The following is a 25,314-nucleotide window of genomic DNA, read 5'->3' as shown; positions in this document are numbered from 1 at the left end:
CATGAACCAAGGCAGTGTGAATTCCGAGTCACCGGCCGCACGAAACTCACAGGCCGTTAACGACCAGGTCTCAGTTCGAGGCGTGGAGCCGCATCGCCACGCATTCAGTGGCGGTCTTCAAGCCGATCCCTGCACCGCCCGGCATCAATCCTGGGCGGTGAAGGTGAAGTTGATCGTGGGCGCGAACACCGACTCGAAACCACGGTACGGCAACGGCTGGGCATTCAACACGGCCGCCTCGATCGAGCGGCGGCCGGCCTCATCGAACGGGCAGTTCCCGCTGACCTTGGCCTGGATGACCTGCCCCCCGGGGATCTGGTTGATCGACACCTGGCAGCGCTGCCCAAGCGGGACCGTGTCCGGCCGGGTCCACTGCGCGGATACCTTCTGCTGGATCGCCGCAGCGTACTTGGCGCCCAGGTCGTCGCTGGTTCCACCGGCACCGGCGGCCGGCTTGGCCGTACCAGTGGCGCCGGAGGTCGACGCCGAGGCATTGGCCGCGCGTGCCGCCGAGACCTGGCGCAGCTTCTGCTCGGCCAGCTTGGCTTCGTTCTCGGCCTGGGCACGTTTGCGACGGATTTCGGCGAGCTTCTTGTCGCGCTCGGCATCGGCCTTGGCATCGTTGGCCTTCTGTTCCTGCTCGGCCAGCTTCTTCTTCTCGGCCTCTTCCTGCTGCTTGGCCAGGCGCAGTTTCTGCTCGGCCTGGTCCTGGCGCTTGCGCTCGGTCAGGTCGATCTGTTCCTGACGGCGCTTGGCCTCCTGCTCCTGCTTGGCCTTCTCAGCCGAGATCGCCAAGGCGTTGACCGCCTCCTGATCAACCGTGTCGGGCTGGGCAATGCGCTCCTGCGCCTGTTGCTGCTGCGGCGTGGGGGCATCCTGAGGGCGCGGCTCCTCAATCGGCTGCGGTGGCGGGACGGTATCTTCCGGCACCGGTTCGGGCTCGGCGACCGGCTCGGGCAGGTCCGGCAGCGCTTCGGAGGCACGCAAGGCCTGGCGCGCGGCCGATGCCTCGGAGGCGGACAGCTGCAGGCTGGCTTCGATCGCCGGATCGCCGGCGGCCGCTTCGGTCGTGCGTTGCGGCGACCACAACCAGGCGGCGATGAAGATCAGTGCCAGCAGCAGGTGGACGCCGAGCGCCAGCGCGACCGGCAGGCCCCACTCTTCATCCCGTGCGCGCTGCGGTGGCAGGGCTTCAGTGTGCATCGGTCGCCAGGCCCACCTTTTCCACGTTGGCGCGCTTGATCACGTCCATGGCCGCGACCACCTTTTCATACGCCACCGCCCTGTCGGCGGCGACGATCACGCGCAGGTTCTTGTCCTGCGAGGACAGTGCGGACAGCTGGGCCTGCAGCCGGTCAGCGTCCATCGGCTCGGGGTCCTTGGCCTCGGGCAGCTTGAGGCTGAGCTGGCCATCCAGGCGGACGGACACGACCACCGGATCCTGCTTGCTTTCCAGTGCCTTGGCCTGGGAGGTCGGCAGATCCACTTCAAAACTCAGCGTGAGCAGCGGCGCGGTCACCATGAAGATGATGAGCAGCACCAGCATGACGTCGATGTACGGCACGACGTTGATTTCGGATTTGAGCTTTCGGCGCTTGCGGCGGCCAATGGCTGCGGTCATGGCAGGACTCCTGTGCTGGGCGCTTACTCGTCGCCCGCGGTCTGACGCTGCAGGATCGAGCTGAACTCTTCTGCGAAGGTTTCAAAGCGGACCGACATGCGCTCCACGCGCGTGGTGAAGCGGTTGTAGGCCCACACCGCCGGGATCGCCACGAACAGGCCGATCGCGGTGGCGAACAGGGCTTCGGAGATGCCCGGGGCCACCGAGGCGATACCGGCCTGCTCACCGCTGTTGATCATGTCGTGCATGGTCACCATGATGCCGAACACGGTGCCGACCAGGCCCACGTACGGGGCGGTCGAGCCGATATTGGCCAGCAACTCCAGGCTGCGTTCCATCTGGTCCACTTCACGGGTGTAGGTGGTACGCATGGCGCGCTGGGCGCCTTCAAGCTGCGCACGGCCGTCCAGGCGACGCTTGTCGCGCAGGCGGGTGAACTCGCGGAAGCCGGCTTCAAAGATCGCTTCCAGGCCGCCGACCTTGCGGTTGCGGTCGGTCGCCGAGCTGTACAGCTTGCCCAGGTCCGCGCCGGACCAGAAGCGGCTTTCGAACTCATCGGCCTCGCGGTTGGCGGCGTTGAACACGCGCGCCTTGCGGAAGATGATCACCCAGCTGATGAACGAGCCGGCCAGCAACAGCAGCACGATGATCTTCACCGGGATGCTGGCCTTGATCATCAGGTCCAGGTAATTGATGCCACCGCCATGCGCGGCTTGGGCGACAGTCTGTGCCGCGGCGCTGGTGACTTCCTGCGGCAGCGCTTCGGTCACCGTGGCCTGCAGGGCCAGGAGCATTGCGATCATCCGTTGTTCCTCAGTGTGCGGATTCTGGAAATTCGAGGTGTTTCAGCGCGGCATGCAGTGCATCGTCCATGCCACGCGGTTTGAAGGTGGTTGCATCGAGCGCGGCGATCTTCACCTGCGCGGTCAGCAGTGTCTCATCGCCCCGATGGACCGCCTGGGCGAACACCATGCTGGCGCGCTTGCACTGCACCAGCGTGGCGGTGACCGCCAACGCATCATCCAGACGCGCCGGCTTGAGGAAATCCATGGACATGCTGCGCACCGCGAACACCAGGCCATGGTCGCAGCGCATGCGCTCCTGACCATACCCCAGCGCCCGCATCCATTCGGTGCGCGCCCGTTCCATGAAGGCCACGTAGCGGGCGTGGTACACGACCCCGCCAGCGTCGGTATCTTCCCAGTAAATGCGTGTCGGCCAACTGAATCGGGGATCAACCGACATCCGGAATCTCCGCGAACAGGTCGGCCGGCGGGTTTTTCGGCTTCAACCCCATGTGCCGGTAGGCCTTGTGCGTGCACATCCGGCCCCGCGCGGTGCGGATCAGGAAGCCCTGCTGGATCAGGTACGGCTCGACCACATCCTCCAGCGTGCCACGTTCTTCGGACAGGGCGGCCGCCAGCGACTCGATGCCGACCGGGCCACCGTCGAAGTAATCGACCATGGTCCGCAGCAGCCGCCGATCGAGCTCGTCGAAGCCCTCCGGGTCGACCTTCAGCATCTGCATCGCCGCCTGGGCGACGTCCTGGTCGATGTGGCCGGCGGCCTTCACCTGGGCGAAATCGCGCACGCGGCGCAGCAGCCGGTTGGCGATACGCGGGGTGCCGCGCGAGCGCCGCGCGATCTCGGCCGCGCCTTCGGCGGTGCAATCGATGTTGAGGATGCTGGCCGAACGCCGGACGATCTTCGTCAGCTCTTCCGGCGTATAGAACTCCAGCCGGTGCACGATGCCGAAGCGGTCGCGCAGCGGCGCGGTCAGCAGGCCCGCGCGGGTGGTCGCGCCGATCAGGGTGAACGGCGGCAGATCGATCTTGATCGAGCGGGCCGCAGGGCCCTCGCCGATCATGATGTCGATCTGGAAATCTTCCATCGCCGGGTACAGCACTTCTTCCACGACCGGCGAGAGGCGGTGGATTTCATCGATGAACAGCACATCGTGCGGCTGCAGATTGGTCAGCAGCGCGGCCAGGTCACCGGCTTTTTCGATCACCGGCCCGGAGGTGACGCGCAGCGCGACCCCCAGCTCATTGGCGATCACATGGCTCAACGTGGTCTTGCCCAGGCCCGGCGGCCCGAAGATCAGCACGTGGTCGAGCGCGTCGCCACGGGCCTTGGTCGCCTCGATGTAGATCGACAGCTGCTCGCGCACAGGGGCCTGACCGAGGTAATCGGCCATGCGCTTGGGGCGGATGCTGGCGTCGGTGCCCTCGTCTTCGCGGGTGGCACCGGCGGCGATGATGCGGTCGTCGGTCATTCGGCAATTATGCGGCAAAAGCGGCGCGATCCGCGCCCGGTAGTGCCGGCCGCTGGCCGGCTCCGCGAGATGCAGATGTCATGAGGAGACGGCCAGCGGCCGGCACTACCGGGATCGCATCGGAGGAAGAGCCCCCTTGTTGTTCAAGGGGACGCGCCGAAGGCGCGGGGATAAGGTGGAATGCCGCCGGGGCCCACGATTTGCGGAGCAAACCGTGGGGCGAAGCCCAGGTAGAGATTTGACGCGTCAAATCTCTACCTGGGCCCCCAGCTCCACAAGCCGATTACCCGGAATCCGGAAGAACCCGGTCGCCGGCGCGGCGTTCCGGTGCATCAGCGCGAACAGCTTGTCGCGCCAGATCGGCATGCCGCGGTTGGCGGTGGCCACGATGGTCTCGCGGCTGGCGAAGAACGTGGTGTCCATCGGATCGAAGTAGATCCCGCCGTGGTCGCACGAACGCATCAGCGCCAGCGGCACGTCCGGGGTCTCCATGAAGCCGAACTTCACGTAGATCCGGTAGAACTCGTCGCCCACCGATTCGATCTTCAGGCGCTGGCCAGAGGGCGCGTACGGCACCGGCAGGGTCACCACGTGCAGGAACACGTTGCGCTCATGCAGCACCTTGTTGTGCTTGAGGTTGTGCATCAGCGCGTGCGGGGCCACCGAGGGATCGGCGGTCAGGAACACGGCAGTGCCTGGCACCCGCACCGGCGGGGCCAGCATCAGGCCCGGCAGGAAGGTGTCGATCCGGATGCCGTCCTTGCGGATTTCATCGCGCAGCAGCTCGCGGCCACGGCGCCAGGTGCGCATCATGGTGAACAGCACGATGCCCAGCACCACCGGGAACCACGCGCCCTGCAGCAGCTTGGCGCCATTGGCGATCACAAAGCCCAGATCGATCACGAAGAACACCGCGCACAGCGGAATGATCCAGTAGCGCGAGGTCGGCCACAGCGCGCGGGCCACCAGGGCCAGCAGCAGGGTATCGATCAGCATCGTCGCCGAGACCGAAATGCCGTAGGCCACGGCCAGGTTGGAGGAGCTGCGGAACGCCAGCACCAGCCCGATCACCATCACCGCGATGCCCCAGTTGATGCCCGGGATGTAGATCTGGCCGATGGTGTCGTGCGAGGTGTGGGTGATGCGCATGCGTGGGATGTAGCCCAGCTGCATGGCCTGCCGCGACACCGAGAACGCACCGGTGATCACCGACTGCGAGGCGATCACCGCGGCCATCGTGGCCAGGATGATCATCGGGTACAGCGCCCAGTCCGGCACCGCTTCGAAGAACGGGTTCTTGACCGCCTCGGGGTTGTTGAGCACCAGCGCGCCCTGCCCCAGGTAGTTCAGCACCAGGCACGGCAGCACGAAGAAGTACCAGGCGTGGCGGATCGGCTTGGCGCCAAAGTGGCCCATGTCTGCGTACAGCGCCTCGCCGCCGGTCACGGCCAGCACCACCGCGCCGAGGATGAAGATGCCGTGCCAGCCATGCTCCATGAAGAAGCGCAGCGCCCACATCGGGTTGAACGCCTTGAGCACCTCGGGCGCATCGACGATGTTGTAGATGCCGATCGCGGCCAACGAGATGAACCAGATCGAGGTGATCGGACCGAACAGCTTGCCGATCTTCTCGGTCCCGAAGCGCTGCACGGCAAACACCGCCAGCAGCACCACCACCGTGATCGGCACGATGAACGCATGCAGCCCCGGGGCCGCGACCTCCAGGCCTTCCACCGCGCCCAGCACCGAGATGGCCGGGGTAATCACGCCATCACCGAAGAACAGCGAGGCACCGAAGATGCCCAGGATGCCCACCACGTAGGCCGAGCGCGAGCCGTTGCGCAGCGTGCGCTGGGTCAGCGCCATCAACGCCATGATGCCGCCCTCGCCCTCATTGTCGGCACGCATGATGATGGTGACGTACTTGAGGGTGACCACGATGTTCAGTGCCCAGAACGCCAGCGACAGCACGCCCAGCACGGTGTCATGGTCGCTGTTGAGCCCGTAGTGCGGGGAGAACGCTTCTTTCAGCGTGTACAGCGGGCTGGTGCCGATATCGCCGAACACCACGCCGATGGCGCCGATCATCAGCGCCATGCCACCGGCGGCCGGCGCGTGCCCGTGCGGGGACGGGCCATCGCTGTGCTGGGAAGAAGTGGTGGACATGGGGCTCCGGGCGGACGCGGTCGGTGGTGTCGGTAGCTAGGGAAAGGCAGGCGCGCGGCTCAGCGCAGCGCGGCCTGCAGGGCCTTGCGGATGACCGTGGCGACATCGTCGCCCTCGGCGTTGGCATCGCGTGCCATGCGCGCGGCCTCGGTCGGCTTGTAACCCAGCTGCTGCAGGGCCACGGTCGCCTCGGAGACCGGATCGGTGGCCGGTGCGGCACCGGCGATCGGCGCGCCGCCGCCACCGAAGTTGGCCGCGCGGTCGCGCAGCTCCAGCACCATGCGCTCGGCGGTCTTCTTGCCGATGCCCGGAATCCGGGTCAGCGCGGTGATGTCACCGGCCTGCAGCATGCGCGCGAACTCGTCCACGCTGACGCCGGAGAGCACGGCCAGCGCAATCTTGGCGCCGATCCCGCTGACCTTCTGCACATCGCGGAACAGGCGCCGCTCGCCCTCGCGCAGGAAGCCGTACAGCGAGACGCTGTCTTCCTTCTGCGCGTAATGGGTGAACAAGGTGACCTCGCGGCCCAGCTCGGGCAGATCGTAGAAGGTGCTCATCGGCGCCTCCAGCTCGTAGCCGACGCCATTGACGTCCACCATCAGCCAAGGCGGCGCCTTGTAGGCCACGATCCCGCGCAGACGACCAATCATGCAGTGTTCCTCATTTCCGGCTCCAGGCCTGGCGCGCATTGACGCCCAGGCGCAGCGCCGTCGCCCGGACATGGGCGTGGGTGATCGCCACGGCCAACGCATCGGCAGCGTCGGCCTGCAGCTTGGTTTTCAGGTTGAGCATGAGCCCGACCATGTGTTGGACCTGTTGTTTTTCCGCGCCACCGCGGCCGACCACGGCCAGCTTGATCTCGGTGGCGGCGTACTCGCTGACCGGCAGGTCACGCATCACCACGGCCGAGATGGCGGCGCCGCGCGCCTGGCCCAGCTTCAAGGCCGAATCGGGGTTGCGCGCCATGAACACCTTTTCGATGGCCACTTCGTCGGGGCGGTACTCCTCGACCAGGGCGGTCAGACCGACCACCAGCAGCTTCATGCGCTGCGGAAAGTCGTCCGCGCCCAGCAGCACCAGCGGCAGGTGATGCACATGCACCACCTTGCCGGCGGCGTCCACATCAATTATGCCGACCCCGGTGCGCTGCGAGCCGGGGTCGATGCCGAGAATGCGGGTCATGCGGCACACGCACGGGGATAACAGGGAACGGCTGGAGTCATCATGGTCCGCATTGTCCGCTCACCGGTCGCGCAAAGCGACCGGTGAAGCGCCCGCTCAGGCGTAGGCGTCCGCGCCGAGTTCGGCGTTGGAGAACACGTCCTGCACGTCGTCCAGGTCTTCGAGCATGTCCAGCAGCTTCTTGACCTGCAAGGCGGTGTCGCCTTCGACCTTGATGTCGTTGTCGGCACGGTAGGTGATTTCGGCGTGGTCCGGGGTGAACCCGGCGGCCTCCATCGCATCCTTGACGGCGTGATAGCTGTCGGCCGCGGTGACCACGTCGATCGCCCCGTCTTCCGGGTAGACCACGATGTCGTCCGCGCCGGCCTCGATCGCCGCTTCGGTGACGGCTTCTTCGTCCGCGCCGGCCGCGAAGTGCAGCACGCCCAGGCGCTTGAACATGAACGACACCGAGCCTTCCGTGCCCATGTTGCCGCCGCACTTGCTGAACGCATGGCGGACATCGGCCACGGTGCGCACGCGGTTGTCGGTCAGGCAGTCCACGATCACGGCCACGCCACCGGGGGCATAGCCCTCGTAGCGGATCTCTTCGTATTCGACGCCTTCCAGCTCACCGGTCGCCTTCTTGATGGCGCGCTCGATCACGTCCTTGGACATGTTCGAGGACAGGCCCTTGTCCATGGCCACCCGCAGGCGCGGGTTGTTGTTGGGGTCGCCTCCACCGCCGCGCGCGGCAACGCCGATCTCGCGGATGATCTTGGTGAAAATCTTGCCGCGCTTCGCGTCAGACGCGTTTTTGCGGTTCTCGATGGAGGGGCCTCTACCCATGGGGTGACTCTCGTGTTTCTGTCAGGAACAGGGCGCGAATTCTACCTGATCCGTCGGCCTGCCCGTGTCAGTGCCGGGCCCGATCAGGCGGCGTGGGCCGCGTCGTCCCGGCGGAACCGGCCATCGCGAAGGAAAGCAGCGGTCTGGCGCGCGGCATCCGGCGAAAATACCAACCCGCTGTGGCTGGCCGGGATCACGCAGTGGTCGGCCAGACCGGGCAACTGCGTCTCATCCAGCGCCACGGTGCCATCGGAGGCATCGCCACAGGCGCCCAGCAGGCTGCCCAGCCCGTGCGGGACGGAGCCGGCGATCAGGCCGACCTGCGCCCTGCCCTCCCAGGCCGGAAGGCCATCGAGCAGCAGTTCAGAGCTGCGTCCCAGCGCCAGTGACCAGCCGTGATCGCTCAGGGAACGGGCGGTCACGCTGCCGCGCAGCGGCGAACCGAGGCAGACCACCCGCGAGACCGGCAGCTCCGGCGCGCGCCGCAGCGCCTCCAGCGCGACCAGTCCGCCCAGGCTGTGCCCGACCAGCGAGACCGGGCCGCTGTCCTTGAGCCGCTCCAGCAGTTGCGGCACCGCGACCTCCGGCCCCCCGAACACACTGGAATACCCGAAGGTATCCACGGCGAAGCCACGGGCACGCAGACGCCAGGCCAGCGGGCCGACCCACGCGCGCGCATTCCAGATGCCATGCAGCAGTAAAACAGGGGGATTCATGGTGTCAGCCTAGCCCGTTGGGCGGGGCGCCTGCAGAAGGAAACAGCGTCATTAGACGAATGGACCGGACAACGGCAGGTGAAGCCGCCTGGGCCCTTCAGGATCGCGCTCAGGCGGCCGTTGGCGGACGGCGCAGGATGAACTCCAGGTCGCGCACCTTGCCGACCGGGAACTCGTAGGTGCCGACCTTGCTGAAGCCGTAGCGGGCGTAGAAGCGCTGCGCGCCGAAGTTCTCCGACCACACCCCCAGCCACACCGTGCGCGGGCCCTCGCGTTCCAGCCAGGTCAGCGCGGTTTCGAACAGGCGACTGCCCCAGCCACAGCTCTGCTGGTCCTTGATCAGGTACAGGCGCTTGAGTTCGCCATCGCCGGGCTGCACCTGCTCGTGCGGCAGCCCGCAGGGGCCGGCAGCGGCGTGGCCCACGGCAACACCGTCCAGCTCCAGCAGCCAGACCGCGTAATCGGGGTGTTCGAGGATGATGCGCTGGCGCTGCGCCGGGTACGCCTCATCGAGGAAGGCCTGCAGATCGTCCGGCGGGTACAGGGGACCGAAGGTTTCCACGAAGGTACGGGCGGCCAGCACCGACAGGGTCTGGGCATCGTCCGGGGTGGCGCGGCGGATGGTGTAACGGCCTGGGGTCACGGCGGGAGCATCGGCATCGGCGGGAGCCGCCAATTTACCTGAACGCTGCGGTGATGGCGCGGCCCGGCACCGACCTCCTGCCGGTACCTGCCGCACCCCACGCCGACAGATGGCCGGCGTGTACCGGCTTATTCCTTGACCGCGCGCGGACGGACCTGGACGTGCACTTCGGCCAGCTGCTCGTCCGGGATCGGCGACGGGGCACCGGTCATCAGGCACTGCGCGCCGGTGGTCTTCGGGAACGGGATGACGTCGCGGATCGACTCGGTACCGGCCATCAGTGCGGCGATACGGTCGATACCGAAGGCGATGCCACCGTGCGGCGGTGCGCCGAAACGCAGCGCGTCGAGCAGGAAGCCGAACTTGCCCTCGGCCTCTTCGGCACCGATGCCCAGCAGGTCGAACACCGCGCTCTGCATGTCCGAGCGGTGGATACGGATCGAACCGCCGCCGATCTCGTTGCCGTTGAGCACCATGTCATAGCCGCGCGATACGGCGGTCTTGGCGTTGGCGCGCAGATCGGCGATGTCATCCACTGCCGGTGCGGTGAAGGGGTGATGCAGGGCAACGTAGCGCTGGGCTTCGTCGTCGTACTCGAACATCGGGAAATCGGTGACCCACAGCGGTGCCCAGCCGGCGGCGACCAGGTTGAAATCCTTGCCGGCCTTCAGGCGCAGGGCGCCCATGAAGTCGGAGACCTTGTTATAGCCACCGGCGCCGAAGAACACGATGTCGCCGTTACCGGCGCCCACCTGGGCGACCAGCGCGGCGAAGGCCTCTTCGCTGAAGAACTTGGCGATCGGCGAGCTGACTTCGCCGCTCTCGCTGATCTTGATGTAGGCCAGGCCCTTGGCGCCGTACTTGGCGGCATGCGCGGCGTAGTCGTCGATCTGCTTGCGCGACAGGCTGGCACCGCCCGGGATGCGCAGCGCGGCCACGCGGCCGTCGGCATCGTTGGCGGCGGCAGTGAAGACCGGGAACTCGCTGGTCTTGACCAGCTCGGCCACGTCCACCAACTCCAGCGCGATGCGCAGGTCCGGCTTGTCCGAGCCATAGCGACGCATCGCCTCGGCCCAGGTCATGCGCGGGAAGCTGGCGGCCAGCTCCACATCGACCACTTCCTTGAAGATGGCACGGATCATGGTTTCCACGAAATCCTGCACGTCGCGCTCGCGCACGAAGGCGAACTCCATGTCCAGCTGGGTGAATTCCAGCTGGCGGTCGGCACGCAGAGCTTCATCGCGGAAGCAGCGCGCGATCTGGTAGTAACGGTCGAAGCCGGCCACCATCAGGATCTGCTTGAACAGCTGCGGGCTCTGCGGCAGGGCGTAGAACTCGCCCGGGTGCATGCGCGCCGGCACCAGGAAGTCGCGGGCGCCTTCCGGGGTGGCCTTGGTCAGGATCGGGGTTTCGATGTCCTGGAAGCCGGTGGCGTCCAGGTGGCGGCGCAGGGCCTGCACCAGCTTGATGCGGGTGCGCTGCATGCGCTGCATTTCCGGGCGGCGCAGATCCAGGTAACGGTACTTCAGGCGGGTTTCTTCGCCCGGGTTCTCGTGCGCGTGGAACGGCAGCGGCTCGGCCTTGTTGAGGATGGTGATGGCCGTGGCGATCACTTCCACGTTGCCGGTGCGGAGCTTGTCGTTGGCCGCATGGCGCGCGCGCACCACGCCTTCCACCTGCAGCACGTCCTCGTAGCCCAGGCTGGCGGCCACGGCGAACACGGCCGCGTTGTCGACTTCCACCGTCACCTGCACGATGCCTTCATGATCACGCAGATCGATGAAGACCACGCCCCCCTGGTTGCGGGCAACGTCGGTCCAGCCGGCGAGGGTTACGGTTTGGCCAATCAGGGTCTCGTCGACCAGGCCACAGAAGTGGGTACGCATGGGGGTAAAGCTCCGCAGGAGAGTGCCGGCGCCAAGCTGCGCCGGAAAGCCCGTTATTCTGCGGCCGCCAGCCCGGCGGGGCAAATCCGGGCGCCACGGCCCGGCATCACGCGTTGTGAACCGGGGGCATTCCTATAGTCCGCGCACCAACGACCGCACGGGGATGTCGCCATGCAACGCCGTCTGAGCACCGTCTGCCTCACCCTCGCCCTGGCCTGTATGGCCCCGGCCCTGCACGCCCAGATGAGTACCCGGGCCTATGCCCCGGAAAATCTGTCGCAGCTGTCCTCCTCCGACCGCAGCCGGGTCATCACCCAGGAATATGCCGACCAGTCCAATGGCCGCCGGATCCCGGATGACCAACTGCGTTTCTACCTGGCCCAGGTCAACTCGGGCTGGAGCTTCTCCCGCATCAAGCAGGACATCGCCACCTCGTTGCGCGGCAACGGCGGCGGCAACTGGAATGGCGGCGGCAACGGGCCTGGCAACAACGGCACGGTCCGCTGTGAGAGCCAGGACAACCGCGAGCGCAGCTGCAACACCGGCTGGCGCAGCGCGCAGCTGGCACGGCAGCTCTCCGGTACCACCTGCACCGAGGGCCGCAACTGGGGCTCGCGCAATGGCACGGTCTGGGTCAGCGGCGGTTGCCGGGCCGAATTCGTCGAGGGCCGTGGCAATGGCGGCAACTGGGGCGGCGGTGGCGGCACCGGCGCGACGATCCGCTGCGAGAGCCAGGACAACCGCGAGCGCACCTGCAACACCGGCTGGCGCAACGCCACCCTGGTCCGCCAGATCTCGGGCTCGGCCTGCGTCGAAGGCCAGACCTGGGGCGTGCGCAATGGCGCAGTCTGGGTCAACCGGGGCTGCCGCGGCGAATTCGCCGAAGCGCGGGGCAACAGCGGCGGCAACTGGGGCGGCCCCGGCGGCAACAGCAACTACAGCGTGACCTGCAGCAGCAACGACAAGCGCCAGCAGACCTGCGCCTGGGACGACCGCCAGGGGCGCCCCGCACTGGTACAGCAGCTGTCGGGCACGGCGTGCGTGGAGGGCCGCAGCTGGGGCTACAGCAATGGCAGCCTGTGGGTCAGCGGCGGATGCCGCGCCCGCTTCGGCGCACGCTGAGCGCCCCGTTATGGGTCGGTGCCGACCGTTGGTCGGCACCCTTGAACGTTACGGCGCGGGCGTCTCACTGCCCCACGGCGGCGGCGGCAGGGCCACCGGTTTGCTCAGATCGAACACCACCTGGAAGTGGCGCCCGCCCGGGCGAGTCAACTCGTAGACGAAGCGCTGATCCGGCTCCACGTCCATCGCCCAGGTGTTCTGCACCGAGGCAAGCATGTCCGCCTTGCGGAACATCGCCACCGAGTCCGAATCCACCGGGAACGACTGCCGCTCCGCAGTGCCGGGCGGTTTGCTGTCTCCACCGTACATCGTGACCGCGTCAGGGCTGCCGTCTTCGTGGCGGTGATCATGCTTGAGGCGCACCCCGTTTTCGGTACGGGTCAGCACCCAGGTACGTGAATGATCATCACCGACATGGAAGGGAATCCGCAGCTCATGCGCCGGATCCTCACAGCCCCGCACATGCATCACCAGCCGCTTGCCCTCGAAGGGATCGGGCGCATCGGTCTTTGGCTCGTTGACCGCGATGCGGCCTTCAAAGGCCTTGCCGCAGTGCGCGGCCACGGCCGACATGAAGGCATCGGACGGCGCATTGGCGATGTCGTGCGAGACCGCATCGGGTTGAGGGGAACAGCCGGCCAAAGCCAGCACGAGAACAGCGGGAACGAGGGCGGAAGCATTCATGCCCCCACCCTAACGGCCCCGCACGGCGCGTGCAAACCGGGGCGGGCCGTCCTCAGCGGTGCAGCCAGACCTGGCAGTGCCCGACGGTCTGGGCGGTGGCGCCGGCGCTGTAGCGCGCGATGATCTGCTGGTGGTACGCGCTGCGGGCAGGATCGCTGCCGATCCCATTGGGGCAATCCACCAATGCACCCAGCGGGAAGTCACCCAGCGCGGCGTCCGAACCGGCCATCGAGGCCAACGCGGTGGTCGGGGCCCAGTCGGGCACCATCACCGCGCGCCGACCGGCGAAGTACGGCAGCTCGGACGACCAGTCCTGTCCAAAGCCGACGATGACGCTTTGCGCCTGCGTGCCCGATTTGATCAGCGCCGCGATCTGCGCCACCTCGCCCGGTTCGCGCGCCTCCCGCATCCGCTTGGCGTAGTTGCCTGCCAGGTTGCCGAAGGACAACAGGCACACCAGGCCGACCAGCCAGATCGGGCGGGCCGTCTTGCCGCTGAGCTGCGCGCGCTGGATGCTCCACCACACCACCAGGCCCACGATCGAGGTGGCGAACACGATGTTGGCCGCCTGGTAGTACGGGTGGGCGATGTGCAGGTTGGTGAACACCGCCACCGGCGCCAGATAGGCCACCACCAGCAACAACACCGCGCCGCGGATCGGTCGCGCGCACAGCCCCACGACCAGCAAGATCAGGAACACCCAGTTCGACCCGACCGCGCCGCTGAAGCGCTTCTTGAACACCGTGCCCCACCAGGTGGCCGGATCCAGCTTCTGCTGCAGCGTGCCGTAGTTCCACGCCGACAACGCGCTCGAGGTCACCTCATGCGCCAGCGGCGATTGCGCCTTCAGCGCATCGGCATGCGAGAGCCATTGGGTCATCACGGCCAGCACGGCCACCGCCGACAGCGCGCCCCAGGCCAACAGCGGCCAGTGCCGGGCCAGCCACTGCGGACGCCAACCGTGCTCGCGCACGGCCAGCCACGCAACTGCCAGTGCAACAAAGGCGGCAAACGCAAAGAATGTCGTGACCTTGACCAAGGCCGACAGCACCGCCGCGATCACGGCGACCAGACCCAATCCGAACAGGCGTGGGTAATCCAGCGGCGCCGCCCGCAGCCGCGCCAGCGCCCAGACGAACACCAGCCCGAAGAACACCGCCGTGGATTCGATCATCACCGAGCGGCCCCAGAACAGCGCATACGGCGATGCCGCGAAGGCACCAGCGATGCACAGCGCCAGCGCACGCTCCGGCCGGATCGCCAGGGTCACGCGGTACACCATCACGATGCAGCCGACATGGAACAACGCCGACACCAACCGGGCGCTGTTGTCGATGCCCATCCCGGTGGCGTTGGACAGCATCGCCGCCAACCACTGGTACAGCGGGAACTCGAACGGAATCGACCACGGCGCGCCGATCACCGGGGTGATGTAGCTGAACACCGGGAAGCCGCGGGCGATCCAGTCAATCGACAAGGCGGTCTGGGTCTGGCGGAAACCGGATGCATCCACCGGCGGCATCGACCAGCCATAGCAGAGCAGCGCCACCAGCATCACGGCGGCAAAGTACAACAGAATCTTCCCCGGCAAGAGGCTGCGCTTCGTATCGACGTCCTGGATCACACCTGCTACTCCTGTTGAAACACCCGGATCCCGGGCAATGAACGAAATGATCGCGCGCAGCCAACCGCCGCGCGCAGCCCGCGGAGTTTCCAGCCTTCACCCCGACAGCGCAAGCCATTCGCACCTGCGCTGACAGGACCTTCAAGCGGGCTATGTTAGGGTTGTTCACGTGTTAGTTTTTTCATTTCCACCGAGACCGCCCGCATGTGGCGGCTGACCGCCCTGCTTGCCGGCGTGGCGCTGCTGCTCACCGGCAGCGGCCTGCTCGGTACGTTGCTGGCGGTGCGCGGTGGCGAAGCCGGCTTCGGCGCAGGCACCCTGGGCTTGGTGATGTCCGGCTATTTTGCCGGCTTCTTCATCGGCACGTTCTTCGCGCCCTCGCTGATCGGCCGCATCGGCCATATCCGTGCGTTCGCCTTCTTTGCCGCCCTCGCCGCCATTGCGGTGCTGGTGCACCCGCTGTGGATCAATCCGGTGGGCTGGGGCGTGCTGCGCATCATCACCGGCATCGCGCTGGTGGGCCTGTACACGGTGATCGAGAGCTGGCTCAACGCCGAGCCTGACCCGCGCCTGCGCAGCCGCGCTTTCTCGCTGTACATGGTGGTCAATCTCTCCGCGCTGGCGCTCGGCCAGGTGCTGCTGATGCTCGGCGATGCCGGCGCGACCTCGATGTTCATGCTCACCGCGATCCTGGTCTGCGCGGCGGTACTGCCGGTCACCGCAACGCGTCTGCGCCCGCCCGAGATCCCCTCGGTGCCGCGTCTGAAACTGGCGCGTCTGTATGCGATGGCACCGGTGGCGACCGTGGCCGCCGGTCTGTCCGGCCTGGCGATGGGCGCGTTCTGGGGCCTGCTGCCGGTGTATGCCGGCGAGATCGGCCTGGACGGCAACGGCGTGGCCTTGTTCATGCTCACCGCCATCGCCGGCGGTGCATTGCTGCAGTGGCCGCTGGGCCACATCAGCGATGGGCATGACCGGCGCACCGGGCTGGTCGCCCTGAGCCTGGCCGCAGCGGGTATCGCCGTGGTGGCCTCGCTGCCGATGATCCAGGTGCAGACCCATCTGGTGTTCGGCCTGTTCTTCTTCTACGGCGGGCTGGCCTTCGCGCTGTATCCGTTCGCGGTGGCGCACATGCTCGACTACCTGCCGCGCGAAGATCTGCTTTCGGGCTGCTCCAGCCTGCTGCTGGTGCATGGCGTGGGCGCCGCGCTCGGCCCTGCGTTGGCCGGTGCGGCCATGCAGCGCTTCGGCGCGCCGGCACTGCCGCTGTACTTCGCGGTGGTCCTGATGCTGCTGGCGCTGTTCACCACCGCGCGCCTGCTCAGCTTCCAGCGCCTGCGCACGCATCCGGTCGGCTTCCGGCTGATGCTGCGCACCACGCCTTCAGCGCTGGAGCTGATGCCGGAGACCGACACCGCGCCGCCGGATCCCGATACTCCCCTCCCCTCTGACTCCGATAAGGAAGTGCATTGACTGTTTCGACACCGACCTCCCTCACTCCAACCCGTACACCGCCGGCCCCGCCGGCACCGCAACTGATCCTTGCCACCGATCTGGATGGCACCTTCCTCGCCGGCGATGCCGCCGCGCGCCATCGGCTCTACCGGCTGGTCGACCAGCACCCCGGCATCCGCCTGATCTTCATCACCGGCCGCGGCCTGGAGGCGGTCATGCCCCTGCTCTCCGATCCGGCCATTCCGCGCCCGGACTATGTGGTCTGCGATGTCGGCGCCACCGTCGTCGACGGCCACACCCTGCAGCCGCTGCAGCCCCTGCAATCGATGATCGACGCGCACTGGCCGGGCGAGCAGGTCGTCGCCGCCGCGATGCGTCCGTTCACCGCACTGCAGCGCCAGGATGTGCCGCAGGAACGCCGCTGCTCGTACTTCTGCGATCCCGACACGCTGGCGCCACTGCGCTCGCAGATCCAGGCCGCCGCACAGGCGCTGGGCTGCGATGTGCTGTACTCGGCCGACCGCTATCTGGACATCCTGCCGCCCGATACCGACAAGGGCCGCACCCTGGCCGCGCTTGCGCGCCTGCTGGAGCTCCCGCGCGACCGCATCCTGGTGGCCGGTGACACCCTCAATGACCTGTCGATGTACACCTCCGGTTTCCGCGGGGTGTGCGTGGGCGATTCCGAGCCGGCACTGACCGCCGCCACGGCCGATCTGAAGCACACCTTCCATGCGCAGGCGCCGGGCTGCGGCGGCATCCTCGAGGCGATCGAACATTTCGGTCTGCTCGCCGATGACGACCCCTTCCTCCGCCCACCACCGCAGGCGCGCGCGGACGGCGCCGACCTGGTGATGGTCTACCACCGCCTGCCCTTCGATGAAGTCATGGAGGACGGCGTGCTGGTGCAGCGCCCGCCGCGCTCGCCCAACGGCATCATTCCCTCGCTGCTGAGCTTCTTCGAAGGCGGCCAGAAAGGCTCCTGGGTCGCGTGGGGGATCGATGATCCCAAGCGCGGCCCGTTCCAGACCCATCTGGCGGTGGATGCCGAGCGCTACCCCACCCTGACCGCCGCGCGCGTGCCGCTGAGCAAGCAGGAAGTGGACATCTTCTACAAGCGCTTCTCCAAGGAAGCGTTCTGGCCGATGCTGCACGTGTTCTGGGAGCGCGCGAAATTCCGCGAAGAAGACTGGCAGGTGTTCCTGAAGGTCAACCGCAAATTCGCCGAGGCCACCGCCGCCGAAGCCGCGCATGGCGCGACCGTGTGGATCCACGACTACAACCTGTGGATGGTGCCGGCCACGCTGCGCGAGCTGCGCCCGGACCTGAAGATCGCCTTCTTCCACCACACCTACTTCCCGTCGGCCGATGTGTTCAACGTGGTGCCCTGGCGCCGCGAAATCATCGGCAGCCTGCTCAGCTGCGACTACATCGGCTTCCACATTCCGCGCCAGGTGGAGAACTTCGTGGACGTCGTGCGCGGCGCGATGCCGGCCGAGCGTCTGGCGTGGGAAAGCTGCGCCCCGCGTTTCCTCACGTACGGGTGTGCGGTGGGTCTGGACACGATGACCACGCGCCTGCGCGTGGGTGACCGCGAAGTCGCCCTCGGCGCGCACCCGGTCGGCACTGATCTGCGCCGCATCCACAACGTGCTCGCACGCAGCGATGTGCGCAATGACATCTTCAAGCTGCGCCGGGAGATCGGCGCGCGCAAGCTGGTGCTGTCGGTGGAGCGGCTGGATTACACCAAGGGCACGCTGGCCAAGCTGGAGGCGTTCGAGCGCCTGCTGGAACAGCATCCGGATCGCCAGGGCAAGGTCACCCTGCTGATGATCTGCGTGCCGGCCGCGCGCGAGATGACCATCTACCGCACGCTGCAGAACCAGATCGAACAGGCGGTCGGCCGGATCAACGGGCGTTTCTCGCGATTGGACTGGACCCCGGTGCGCTTCTTCGCCCAGGCACTCCCGTTCGAAGAAGTGGTCGCGCACTACGCCGCCGCGCAGGTGATGTGGATCACCCCGCTGCGCGATGGCTTGAACCTGGTGTCCAAGGAGTTCGTGGCCACGCAGGGCATCGAGGGCAGCAACGGCGTGCTGGTGCTCAGTGAGTTTGCCGGTGCGGCGGCCGAGCTGAAAGGCGCCGTGCTGACCAATCCACATGACCCGGCCGACCTCACCGCCGGCCTGCTGCAGGCCTTGTCGATGCCCGACGATGAAGCCACCGGGCGCATGCGCCAGCTCTTCGGCAGCGTGGAGTACTACGACGTGGATCGCTGGGGCCAGGACTTCCTGGAAGCGGTACGCACCAGCCACACCGAAGGCTGACGTTGTAGAGGTAGTGCCGGCCGCTGGCCGGCTCCAAGCGGTGCCGGTTTCATGGGTTGCCGGCCAGCGGCCGGCACTACCCTGTGCTGCACCGACCAACGGTCGGTGCCTGTCGGCGGCGTGGCTTACCCGGCGTGCTGCATGATGCTTTCGGCAAGCACTGCCACCTGCCGCAGCACGTCGTTGCGGCCGGCATCGTCCACCGTCGCGCCCTGCAGATAGCTGGTCAGCACCCACGGTGCACCGCCGGCGAGCGGCCACAGGATCGCGATGTCATTGGTGGTGTCCTCGCCATTGCTGCCGGTCTTGTCACCCACCCGCCACGCCTTGGACAATCCGGCGCGCAGCCGTGTATCGCCGGTTTCGTTGTCGATCAGCCAGTCGGCCAACTGCTGTTTCGAGGCGGGCTTGAGGACGTCACCGAGCACGAAGCGCTGCAGGCTGGCGGCCATCGCGGCCGGGCTGGTGGTATCGCGCGGATCACCCGGGGCGAAGCGGTTCATCTCCGGCTCGAGACGGTCATTGCGGGTCACGGCATCGCCGTTGGCACGCAGGAACGCGGTGACCCCGGCCGGCCCACCCACCGCGCCCAGCAGCAGGTTCGCGGCGGGGTTGTCGCTGGTGATCATGGTCGCCCGGCAAAGATCGCGCACGGTGACGTCCTTGCCGATGTGCCGCGTGGTCACCGGCGCATGCGAGAGCATGTCCTGCTGGCGCACCGCCACGCGCTGGTCCAGCGAGAGCCTGCCCTGGTCGGCCAGGTGCAGCACCGCGGCGGACAAAACGAACTTGAACGTGCTGCACATCGGGAAGCGTTCGTCCTGCCGGTTGCCGGTGCGCCAGCCGGTGCCGGTGTTGAGCAGGGTCACGCCCAAGCGCCCGCCACTTGCTACTTCCAACGCCGCGAAGTCCTTCGCCGCGACGGCGGGTTTCGGCGCGGGCAGCGGCGTCTTGGCGAAGGCGGTGGCGGCCAGTGCAGACGCGGCGGCCGCGCCCGTCCATTGCAGGAACTGTCGTCGAGCGATCATGCAGGTTCTCCTTGGCGAAGGCCTGAGTATTGGCAGGTCCACGCCCGTCCACCAGCGACGATTTTCAGTGCGAGGCATCAATTTTCCTTATGCTTAAACCAAGGCCCGATGACGACGGCTCGGCGCATTGGCGTCGTAGATGGCCATCATTGCACCCAACCCGGCAGGCGATGCGATGATGCATCACCCCTGCTCACGGCTCGCCCCATGCTCCGCCCCCAGCTGCCGCTCAACGCCCTGCGCGCCTTCGAGGCTGCCGCGCGGCACCAGAATTTCACCCGCGCCGCGCTGGAGCTGTGCGTCAGCCAGGCCGCGCTGAGCCATCAGATCCGGGCGCTGGAGGACCGGCTGGGCGTGTCGCTATTCACCCGGTTGCCGCGCGGGGTCGCCCTGACCGATGAGGGGGCCCGTCTGTATCCAGTGCTCAACGAGGCCTTCGACCGCATCGCGGTGAGCCTGGACCGCTTCGTCGGCGGACACTTCCGCGAGGTACTGAGCGTGGGGGTGGTCGGCACCTTCGCCACCGGCTGGCTGCTGCCGCGCCTGGGGGATTTCAACGCGCGCCATCCGGATATCGAACTGCGCCTGCAGACCCACAACAACCGCATCGATCTCGCCGGTGAAGGGCTGGACCTGGCGATCCGGTTCGGTGATGGCGATTGGCAGGGGCAGATCAGCGACGTCGTACTCGATGCACCGTTTGCGCCGCTGTGCGCGCCGGCGCTGGCACGTACGCTGCGGCAGCCGCGCGATCTGGCCAACGTGGCGTTGCTGCGCTCCTACCGCAGCGACGAGTGGCCACGCTGGCTGCAGGCGGCCGGAGCACCGGAGCTGGACGCGCGTGGGCCGGTGTTCGATTCGTCGCTGACGCTGGCCAGTGCCGCCGCCGCAGGTGCGGGCGTGGCACTGTTGCCGTTGAAGATGTTCGAGCAGGACCTGGCCCAAGGGCGCTTGATCCAGCCCTTCGCGCAGACCCTGGACCTGGGCAGGTATTGGCTGACGCGGCTGCGCTCGCGCGCTGAGAGCGACGCGGCGCGGCGGTTCCGGGAATGGCTGGAGGCGCAGGACGATGTGCCGACCAGCGGTCGGCACCTACCGGTTGCCTGAGGGTGCCAGGGAGATGCGACCGTTGGTCGGCATGCCGTTTACGCGTCCAGCAATTCCATCCACGTCTGCTCGGCCTTGCTGAGCAGGGTGGCGGTCGCTTCGCGGTCACGGCCAAGCACGGCCATGCGGGTCGCATCGGCATAGTTGGAGGGATCGGCCAGCTGGCGGTCCAGATCGGCCAGCAGCGCTTCCAGCTCGCCCACCTTGGCTTCGGCGGCGGCCAGCTTGTGCGGGTTGGCCGGCTTGCGCGCAGGCAGCGGCGGGGTCGGCGGCACCGGCTCCGGTGCGGCCGCGGCCATCTTCTGCTTGGTGCCCTGTGCGGCCGGACGCGAACGCAGCCACGCCGCGTAGGCATCCAGATCGCCGTCGAACGGCTCGACCACGCCATCGGCTACCCGCCAGAACGTGTCGCAGACCAGACCGATCAGATGGCGGTCATGCGAGACCATCACGATCGCGCCTTCGAAGTCGGCCAGTGCTTCGGCCAGCGCTTCGCGCATTTCCAGGTCCAAGTGGTTGGTCGGTTCGTCGAGCAGCAGCACGTTCGGCTGCTGGTAGGCGATCAGCGCCAGGGCCAGGCGCGCGCGTTCGCCACCGGAGAAGCCGTCCACCGGTTCAAACGCGCGGTCGCCGGCGAAGTTCCACTTGCCGAGGAAATCGCGGAAGGACTGGTTCGGTGCGTCCGGGGCCAGGTCGCGGAAGTGCTCCATCGGTGACTGCCCTTCGTGCAGCGACTCCACCGTGTGCTGGGCGAAGTACCCGATGCGCAGGTCCGGATGCGCGGCACGCTCGCCACTGATCGGGTCCAGCTCGCCCACCAGGGTCTTCACCAGGGTGGTCTTACCGGCACCGTTCGGGCCGAGCAGGCCGATGCGCTGGCCAGCCTCCAGGCCAAAGCCCACGTTGCTCAGGATCACCGAATCGGCGCCGTAACCGGCCTCGACATGGTTCAGGCGGATCAGCGAGAACGGCAGTTTGGCCGGCGGCGCGAATTCGATGCGGAACTCGCGCTCGGCACGCACTGCTTCGGTACCGGCCAGCTTGGCCAGGCGCTTCATGCGGCTCTGCGCCTGCGCGGCCTTGCTGGCCTGCGCCTTGAAGCGATCGATGAAGCTCTGCAGATGCGCGCGCTCGGCCTGTTCCTTGTCGTGGGCGAGCTGCTGCTGACGCAGCTGTTCGGCACGCTGGCGCTCGAAATCGGTGTAGCCGCCGACGTACAGCTTGGCGCCGCCCCCGTGCAGATGCAGGGTGTGGGTGGCCACGTTGTCCAGGAACTCGCGGTCATGCGAGATCAGCAGCAGGGTGCCCGGGTACTTGAGCAGCCACTGCTCCAGCCAGAACACGGCGTCCAGATCCAAGTGGTTGGTCGGTTCGTCGAGCAGCAGCAGGTCGCTGGGCATCATCAGCGCGCGCGCCAGGTTCAGGCGCACACGCCAGCCGCCGGAGAACGAGGACACCGCGCGCGAGTGGGTCTCGGCCGGGAAGCCCAGGCCATGCAGCAGCTTGCCGGCGCGCGCTTCCGCGTCATAGGCGCCGATCTCGGCCATCCGCTGATGGGCGGTGGCCACCGCCTCCCAGTCTTCACGCGCCGCAGCCGCGGCCTCGTCGCGCATCACGGCGGCCACCTCGGTGTCACCCTCCAGCACGAACTGCAGCGCCGGGTCGGGCAGCGACGGGGTTTCCTGGGCCACGCTGGCGATGCGAATCTTGCCGGGCAGATCGACGTCGCCCTTGTCCGCCTCCAGCTCGCCCTTCACGGCAGCGAACAGGCTGGACTTGCCGGCGCCATTGCGGCCGACCACGCCGACGCGGTACCCCGCGTGCAGGGTCAGGTCGACGTTGGACAACAGCAGCCGCTCGCCACGGCGCAAGGCGAAGTTACGAAGGGAGATCATCTTGGGGGTCCATATAACGGAATGGAATGTGCTGGTGAGCACCTTTCCTGCGACGTAATTCTAACGTTAACGAATACTTGACGCGCCCCGGGATGCGCGGCGGGTCTCGTTCCTCTCTCCCACGACCCCGCCTGCGCTTCCCCGGGACCCTCCTGTCGAATCCAATGCCGCACGCAAATGGTTGCTTCTGCAACGTTTTTTCCGAAAACGGCGAAAATTTGACAAGCGATGAATATCCCGTTAATTCGTCTATTGCGCACCGCAACACCCGCCTTCGCTGACCCGATCCTCGATGTCGTCATGTCGCTTTGGTGCAGCACCGTCACTACCGGAGCCACATCCTGATGAACCGCAAGACCAGTACGCTCGCCGCCGCCGTAGCTGTCGCGCTCGGTATGTCCAGCTTCGCCGCCACCGCCCAGGACGCCCCCGCCCGCACCGCGGCCAACACCCTGGACACCATCATCGTCACCGGCACCCGCGTGGCCGACCGCACCGTGGCCGAGTCCCAGTCGCCGATCGACATCATCACCCCCGAGGCATTGCAGTCCACCGGGACCACCGAGCTGGCCACCGCGCTGGCCCGCGCCCTGCCCTCGCTGAACTTCCCGCGCCCGGCACTGACCGATGGCACCAGCGGCATCCGCCCGGCGCAGCTGCGCGGCCTCTCCCCGGACCAGGTGCTGGTGCTGGTCAACGGCAAGCGCCGCCACACCTCCGCGCAGATCAACGTCAACGGCAGCATCGGCCGTGGCTCGTCGGCAGTGGACATCAACGCGATTCCGATCGCCTCGATCGAGCGCGTGGAAGTGCTGCGCGACGGCGCCTCGGCGCAGTACGGCTCGGATGCCATTGCCGGCGTGATCAACATCGTGCTCAAGGGCTCGTCCTCCGGCGGCAGCCTGGCGCTGGATGCCGGCCAGTACTCGGCCGGTGACGGCAACAAGTACCAGCTCTCCGGCGATACCGGCATCGGCTTCGCCGACGGCCGCGGCAGCGTGCATGTGGCCGGCCAGATCGTCCAGCAGGACGAGAGCAACCGTGCCGGCCCGTACCAGGGCACCGTGCCGAACACCAGCAACTTCCCCGACATCGGCCAGACCACCTTCGTGGTCGGCGACCCGCAGGTGGATGCGACCGCCGCGTCGGCCAACGCCAGCTTCCAGTTCAGCGACCACGTCTCGGCCTATGCCACGGCGATGGCCAGCAACCGTGACATCACCTCGTTCGCGTTCTACCGCTCGCGCAACAACCTCAACCAGGGCGCGCTGCTGGCGCAGACCTACCCGGATGGGTTCGTGCCGCAGATCAATCAGTATTCCAAGGACCGTTCGCTGGTCGCCGGGGTCAAGGGCGATACGGACAGCGGCTGGAACTGGGACGTCAGCTACAACTACGGCGCCAACAAGATCGACTTCCACACCCGCAACAGCATCAACTACGCACTCGGCGTGAACAGCCCGCGCTCGTTCTACGACGGCGCGCTGGAGTACACCCAGAACATCGTCAATGCCGATGTGACCAAGACCCTGGATTGGGGCCTGGCCTACCCGGTCACGCTGTCCTTCGGCGGTGAATACCGCAAGGAAACCTGGGAGCAGTCGGCCGGTGAACTGAACTCGTACACCGGCAGCGGTGCACAGGGCTTCGGCGGCTTCACTCCGCTCAACGCGGTGGATGCCGACCGCGACAACTACGCTGTCTACGTAGGCCTGGAAGCGGACCTCACCGACAAGTTCTCCGCCGGTGCCACCGGCCGCTATGAGGACTACTCGGACTTCGGCGACAAGTTCTCCGGCAAGCTCTCCGCACGTTACGCCTTCACCGACAAGGTCGCCCTGCGCGCCACCGCCTCCAGCGGCTTCCGCGCCCCGTCGCTGGCCCAGCAGAGCTACCAGGCCGTCACCAGCACGATCGTCAACGGCGTGTTCGTAGAACGCGGCACCTTCCCGACCACCAGCCCGGCCGCGCAGGCGCTCGGCGCCAGCCCGCTGAAGGCCGAAAGCTCGACCTCCTACAGCCTGGGCCTGGTGCTGCAGCCGGTGGATCGTCTGTACCTGACCGTGGATGCGTACCAGATCGACATCGACGATCGCATCGTGTTGTCGACCAACATCACCACCAATACCGCCGCCAATTCGCTGCTTGCCGGCCTGGGGCTGCCGGGCGTCACCGCGTTCTCCTACTTCACCAACGGTGTGGACACCCGCACCCGCGGCGTGGATGCGGTCTCCAGCTACACGATTCCCTTTGCTGCCAGCTCGCTGGAACTGACCGCCGCCTACAGCTACAACGAGACCGAGGTGAAGAAGTTCATCGGCTCACCGGCGGTGTTCGGCGCGCTGGGCATCACCCAGTCGCTGATCGGGCGTGATGAGATCGGCCGCATCGAGGACAGCTACCCGCGCGACAAGGCCATCCTCAGCGGCACCTGGCGCACCGACCACTGGGACCTCAACCTGGCGGCCACCCGCTACGGCTCGTTCACGGTGCGCAATTCGGCCACCGCCCTGCGCGACCAGACCTATGACGCCTCGTGGGTCCTCGATGCCTCGGCCAGCTACAAGCCGAGCGAGAACTGGACCCTGACCCTGGGCGCGGACAACATCCTGGACCAGTATCCGGACCGCACCGTGGACCTGCAGAACTCCACCTGGGGCATGCTGCCGTACAGCAACTACTCGCCGTACGGGTTCAACGGCGCGTACGTGTACGGTCGCGTGACCTACAAGTGGTAAATAAATCTGCCTGATAA

Annotated in this window: 21 protein-coding genes; 5 read left to right on the top strand and 16 right to left on the bottom strand. The window is 67.1% G+C overall.

The annotated features are described in order from the left end of the window. Positions 1 to 144 precede the first annotated feature (144 nt). The 12 genes from tolA to aspS all read right to left on the bottom strand — a co-directional run bounded on the left by tolA (position 145) and on the right by aspS (position 11,317). Positions 145 to 1,203 (bottom strand): cell envelope integrity protein TolA, encoded by a 1,059-nt coding sequence (gene tolA, locus K4043_RS09600; protein WP_123730397.1) that lies wholly within the window; start codon positions 1,201 to 1,203, stop codon positions 145 to 147. Then, positions 1,193 to 1,621, bottom strand: coding sequence for a protein TolR (tolR, locus tag K4043_RS09595; RefSeq protein ID WP_123730396.1), 429 nt, complete (start codon positions 1,619 to 1,621; stop codon positions 1,193 to 1,195). Before tolR ends, tolA begins: the two co-directional genes overlap by 11 nt. Before the next feature lie 23 nt (positions 1,622 to 1,644). Continuing rightward, the gene (gene tolQ, locus K4043_RS09590; protein ID WP_121039143.1) at positions 1,645 to 2,424 is read right to left on the bottom strand and encodes a protein TolQ; all 780 of its coding nucleotides are present in this window, start codon (positions 2,422 to 2,424) and stop codon (positions 1,645 to 1,647) included. A 10-nt stretch (positions 2,425 to 2,434) separates the two neighbouring features. Further along, the gene (ybgC, locus tag K4043_RS09585) at positions 2,435 to 2,866 is read right to left on the bottom strand and encodes a tol-pal system-associated acyl-CoA thioesterase (protein ID WP_123730395.1); all 432 of its coding nucleotides are present in this window, start codon (positions 2,864 to 2,866) and stop codon (positions 2,435 to 2,437) included. Further along, positions 2,856 to 3,896: a Holliday junction branch migration DNA helicase RuvB gene (gene ruvB, locus K4043_RS09580; protein ID WP_123730394.1), complete on the bottom strand. Its 1,041-nt coding sequence runs from the start codon at positions 3,894 to 3,896 to the stop codon at positions 2,856 to 2,858. The genes ybgC and ruvB overlap by 11 nt, the downstream gene beginning before the upstream one ends. Before the next feature lie 246 nt (positions 3,897 to 4,142). Beyond that, the gene (locus tag K4043_RS09575) at positions 4,143 to 5,993 is read right to left on the bottom strand and encodes a potassium transporter Kup (RefSeq protein WP_184997297.1); all 1,851 of its coding nucleotides are present in this window, start codon (positions 5,991 to 5,993) and stop codon (positions 4,143 to 4,145) included. Between the two features lie 128 nt (positions 5,994 to 6,121). After that, positions 6,122 to 6,712 carry a Holliday junction branch migration protein RuvA gene (ruvA, locus tag K4043_RS09570; RefSeq protein WP_088433901.1) on the bottom strand — a complete coding sequence of 197 codons (591 nt, stop codon included), beginning with the start codon at positions 6,710 to 6,712 and terminating at the stop codon, positions 6,122 to 6,124. A gap of 10 nt (positions 6,713 to 6,722) precedes the next feature. Next, positions 6,723 to 7,244 (bottom strand): crossover junction endodeoxyribonuclease RuvC, encoded by a 522-nt coding sequence (gene ruvC, locus K4043_RS09565; protein ID WP_121039160.1) that lies wholly within the window; start codon positions 7,242 to 7,244, stop codon positions 6,723 to 6,725. A gap of 96 nt (positions 7,245 to 7,340) precedes the next feature. Further along, positions 7,341 to 8,072: a YebC/PmpR family DNA-binding transcriptional regulator gene (locus K4043_RS09560; protein ID WP_123730392.1), complete on the bottom strand. Its 732-nt coding sequence runs from the start codon at positions 8,070 to 8,072 to the stop codon at positions 7,341 to 7,343. 83 nt (positions 8,073 to 8,155) lie between these two features. Continuing rightward, positions 8,156 to 8,788 carry an alpha/beta hydrolase gene (locus K4043_RS09555; RefSeq protein ID WP_259259404.1) on the bottom strand — a complete coding sequence of 211 codons (633 nt, stop codon included), beginning with the start codon at positions 8,786 to 8,788 and terminating at the stop codon, positions 8,156 to 8,158. Positions 8,789 to 8,897: 109 nt separating this feature from the next. Further along, positions 8,898 to 9,431: a GNAT family N-acetyltransferase gene (locus tag K4043_RS09550; RefSeq protein ID WP_265309132.1), complete on the bottom strand. Its 534-nt coding sequence runs from the start codon at positions 9,429 to 9,431 to the stop codon at positions 8,898 to 8,900. A 128-nt stretch (positions 9,432 to 9,559) separates the two neighbouring features. Then, on the bottom strand, positions 9,560 to 11,317 hold the full coding sequence (aspS, locus tag K4043_RS09545; RefSeq protein WP_123730390.1) for an aspartate--tRNA ligase: 1,758 nt from the start codon (positions 11,315 to 11,317) through the stop codon (positions 9,560 to 9,562). A 171-nt stretch (positions 11,318 to 11,488) separates the two neighbouring features. On the opposite strand from aspS, the gene K4043_RS09540 reads away from it, so the two are divergent. Beyond that, positions 11,489 to 12,439, top strand: a complete 951-nt coding sequence (locus K4043_RS09540; protein WP_265309131.1) for a DUF3011 domain-containing protein — start codon at positions 11,489 to 11,491, stop codon at positions 12,437 to 12,439. 48 nt (positions 12,440 to 12,487) lie between these two features. Here K4043_RS09540 and K4043_RS09535 read toward each other — a convergent pair whose 3' ends face one another. Continuing rightward, on the bottom strand, positions 12,488 to 13,123 hold the full coding sequence (locus K4043_RS09535; protein ID WP_265309130.1) for a hypothetical protein: 636 nt from the start codon (positions 13,121 to 13,123) through the stop codon (positions 12,488 to 12,490). 52 nt (positions 13,124 to 13,175) lie between these two features. After that, positions 13,176 to 14,747, bottom strand: coding sequence for a hypothetical protein (locus tag K4043_RS09530; protein ID WP_265309128.1), 1,572 nt, complete (start codon positions 14,745 to 14,747; stop codon positions 13,176 to 13,178). A 204-nt stretch (positions 14,748 to 14,951) separates the two neighbouring features. On the opposite strand from K4043_RS09530, the gene K4043_RS09525 reads away from it, so the two are divergent. Together K4043_RS09525 and ggpS are read left to right on the top strand one after the other, a co-directional pair. Continuing rightward, on the top strand, positions 14,952 to 16,220 hold the full coding sequence (locus K4043_RS09525; RefSeq protein ID WP_123730387.1) for an MFS transporter: 1,269 nt from the start codon (positions 14,952 to 14,954) through the stop codon (positions 16,218 to 16,220). A gap of 62 nt (positions 16,221 to 16,282) precedes the next feature. Then, positions 16,283 to 18,529 (top strand): glucosylglycerol-phosphate synthase, encoded by a 2,247-nt coding sequence (gene ggpS, locus K4043_RS09520; RefSeq protein ID WP_321160138.1) that lies wholly within the window; start codon positions 16,283 to 16,285, stop codon positions 18,527 to 18,529. Positions 18,530 to 18,654: 125 nt separating this feature from the next. On the opposite strand, the gene blaL2 is transcribed toward ggpS, so the two are convergent. Further along, positions 18,655 to 19,557: a L2 family extended-spectrum class A beta-lactamase gene (blaL2, locus tag K4043_RS09515; protein ID WP_265309125.1), complete on the bottom strand. Its 903-nt coding sequence runs from the start codon at positions 19,555 to 19,557 to the stop codon at positions 18,655 to 18,657. Between the two features lie 207 nt (positions 19,558 to 19,764). On the opposite strand from blaL2, the gene K4043_RS09510 reads away from it, so the two are divergent. Beyond that, a complete protein-coding gene (locus K4043_RS09510) occupies positions 19,765 to 20,664 on the top strand; it encodes a LysR family transcriptional regulator (RefSeq protein WP_265309124.1) in 900 nt (299 codons plus the stop codon). A 38-nt stretch (positions 20,665 to 20,702) separates the two neighbouring features. On the opposite strand, the gene K4043_RS09505 is transcribed toward K4043_RS09510, so the two are convergent. Further along, positions 20,703 to 22,559: an ABC-F family ATP-binding cassette domain-containing protein gene (locus K4043_RS09505; RefSeq protein ID WP_123730384.1), complete on the bottom strand. Its 1,857-nt coding sequence runs from the start codon at positions 22,557 to 22,559 to the stop codon at positions 20,703 to 20,705. 344 nt (positions 22,560 to 22,903) lie between these two features. Here K4043_RS09505 and K4043_RS09500 point away from each other — a divergent pair, with 344 nt between their 5' ends. Beyond that, positions 22,904 to 25,297 carry a TonB-dependent receptor gene (locus K4043_RS09500; protein ID WP_123730383.1) on the top strand — a complete coding sequence of 798 codons (2,394 nt, stop codon included), beginning with the start codon at positions 22,904 to 22,906 and terminating at the stop codon, positions 25,295 to 25,297. Positions 25,298 to 25,314: the final 17 nt, after the last annotated feature.

The organism is Stenotrophomonas sp. SRS1 (assembly GCF_026130205.1).
In the GTDB taxonomy this organism is placed as follows: Bacteria; Pseudomonadota; Gammaproteobacteria; order Xanthomonadales; family Xanthomonadaceae; genus Stenotrophomonas; species Stenotrophomonas rhizophila_B.
Note: the sequence above shows the minus strand (reverse complement) of the source record. Positions and strands in the feature narration are given on the sequence as shown.

What these genes read in the sequence shown, in the direction of transcription:
- tolA (WP_123730397.1), bottom strand. Translation starts at nt 1,203, where the DNA reads ATGCACACTGAAGCCCTGCCACCGCAGCGCGCACGGGATGAAGAGTGG.
- aspS (WP_123730390.1), bottom strand. Translation starts at nt 11,317, where the DNA reads ATGCGTACCCACTTCTGTGGCCTGGTCGACGAGACCCTGATTGGCCAA.
- ruvC (WP_121039160.1), bottom strand. Translation starts at nt 7,244, where the DNA reads ATGACCCGCATTCTCGGCATCGACCCCGGCTCGCAGCGCACCGGGGTC.
- K4043_RS09575 (WP_184997297.1), bottom strand. Translation starts at nt 5,993, where the DNA reads ATGGCGCTGATGATCGGCGCCATCGGCGTGGTGTTCGGCGATATCGGC.
- blaL2 (WP_265309125.1), bottom strand. Translation starts at nt 19,557, where the DNA reads ATGATCGCTCGACGACAGTTCCTGCAATGGACGGGCGCGGCCGCCGCG.
- K4043_RS09505 (WP_123730384.1), bottom strand. Translation starts at nt 22,559, where the DNA reads ATGATCTCCCTTCGTAACTTCGCCTTGCGCCGTGGCGAGCGGCTGCTG.
- K4043_RS09535 (WP_265309130.1), bottom strand. Translation starts at nt 13,123, where the DNA reads ATGAATGCTTCCGCCCTCGTTCCCGCTGTTCTCGTGCTGGCTTTGGCC.
- ruvB (WP_123730394.1), bottom strand. Translation starts at nt 3,896, where the DNA reads ATGACCGACGACCGCATCATCGCCGCCGGTGCCACCCGCGAAGACGAG.
- K4043_RS09555 (WP_259259404.1), bottom strand. Translation starts at nt 8,788, where the DNA reads ATGAATCCCCCTGTTTTACTGCTGCATGGCATCTGGAATGCGCGCGCG.
- K4043_RS09500 (WP_123730383.1), top strand. Translation starts at nt 22,904, where the DNA reads ATGAACCGCAAGACCAGTACGCTCGCCGCCGCCGTAGCTGTCGCGCTC.
- K4043_RS09510 (WP_265309124.1), top strand. Translation starts at nt 19,765, where the DNA reads ATGCTCCGCCCCCAGCTGCCGCTCAACGCCCTGCGCGCCTTCGAGGCT.
- K4043_RS09540 (WP_265309131.1), top strand. Translation starts at nt 11,489, where the DNA reads ATGCAACGCCGTCTGAGCACCGTCTGCCTCACCCTCGCCCTGGCCTGT.
- K4043_RS09560 (WP_123730392.1), bottom strand. Translation starts at nt 8,072, where the DNA reads ATGGGTAGAGGCCCCTCCATCGAGAACCGCAAAAACGCGTCTGACGCG.
- ruvA (WP_088433901.1), bottom strand. Translation starts at nt 6,712, where the DNA reads ATGATTGGTCGTCTGCGCGGGATCGTGGCCTACAAGGCGCCGCCTTGG.
- ybgC (WP_123730395.1), bottom strand. Translation starts at nt 2,866, where the DNA reads ATGTCGGTTGATCCCCGATTCAGTTGGCCGACACGCATTTACTGGGAA.
- K4043_RS09525 (WP_123730387.1), top strand. Translation starts at nt 14,952, where the DNA reads ATGTGGCGGCTGACCGCCCTGCTTGCCGGCGTGGCGCTGCTGCTCACC.
- tolR (WP_123730396.1), bottom strand. Translation starts at nt 1,621, where the DNA reads ATGACCGCAGCCATTGGCCGCCGCAAGCGCCGAAAGCTCAAATCCGAA.
- tolQ (WP_121039143.1), bottom strand. Translation starts at nt 2,424, where the DNA reads ATGATCGCAATGCTCCTGGCCCTGCAGGCCACGGTGACCGAAGCGCTG.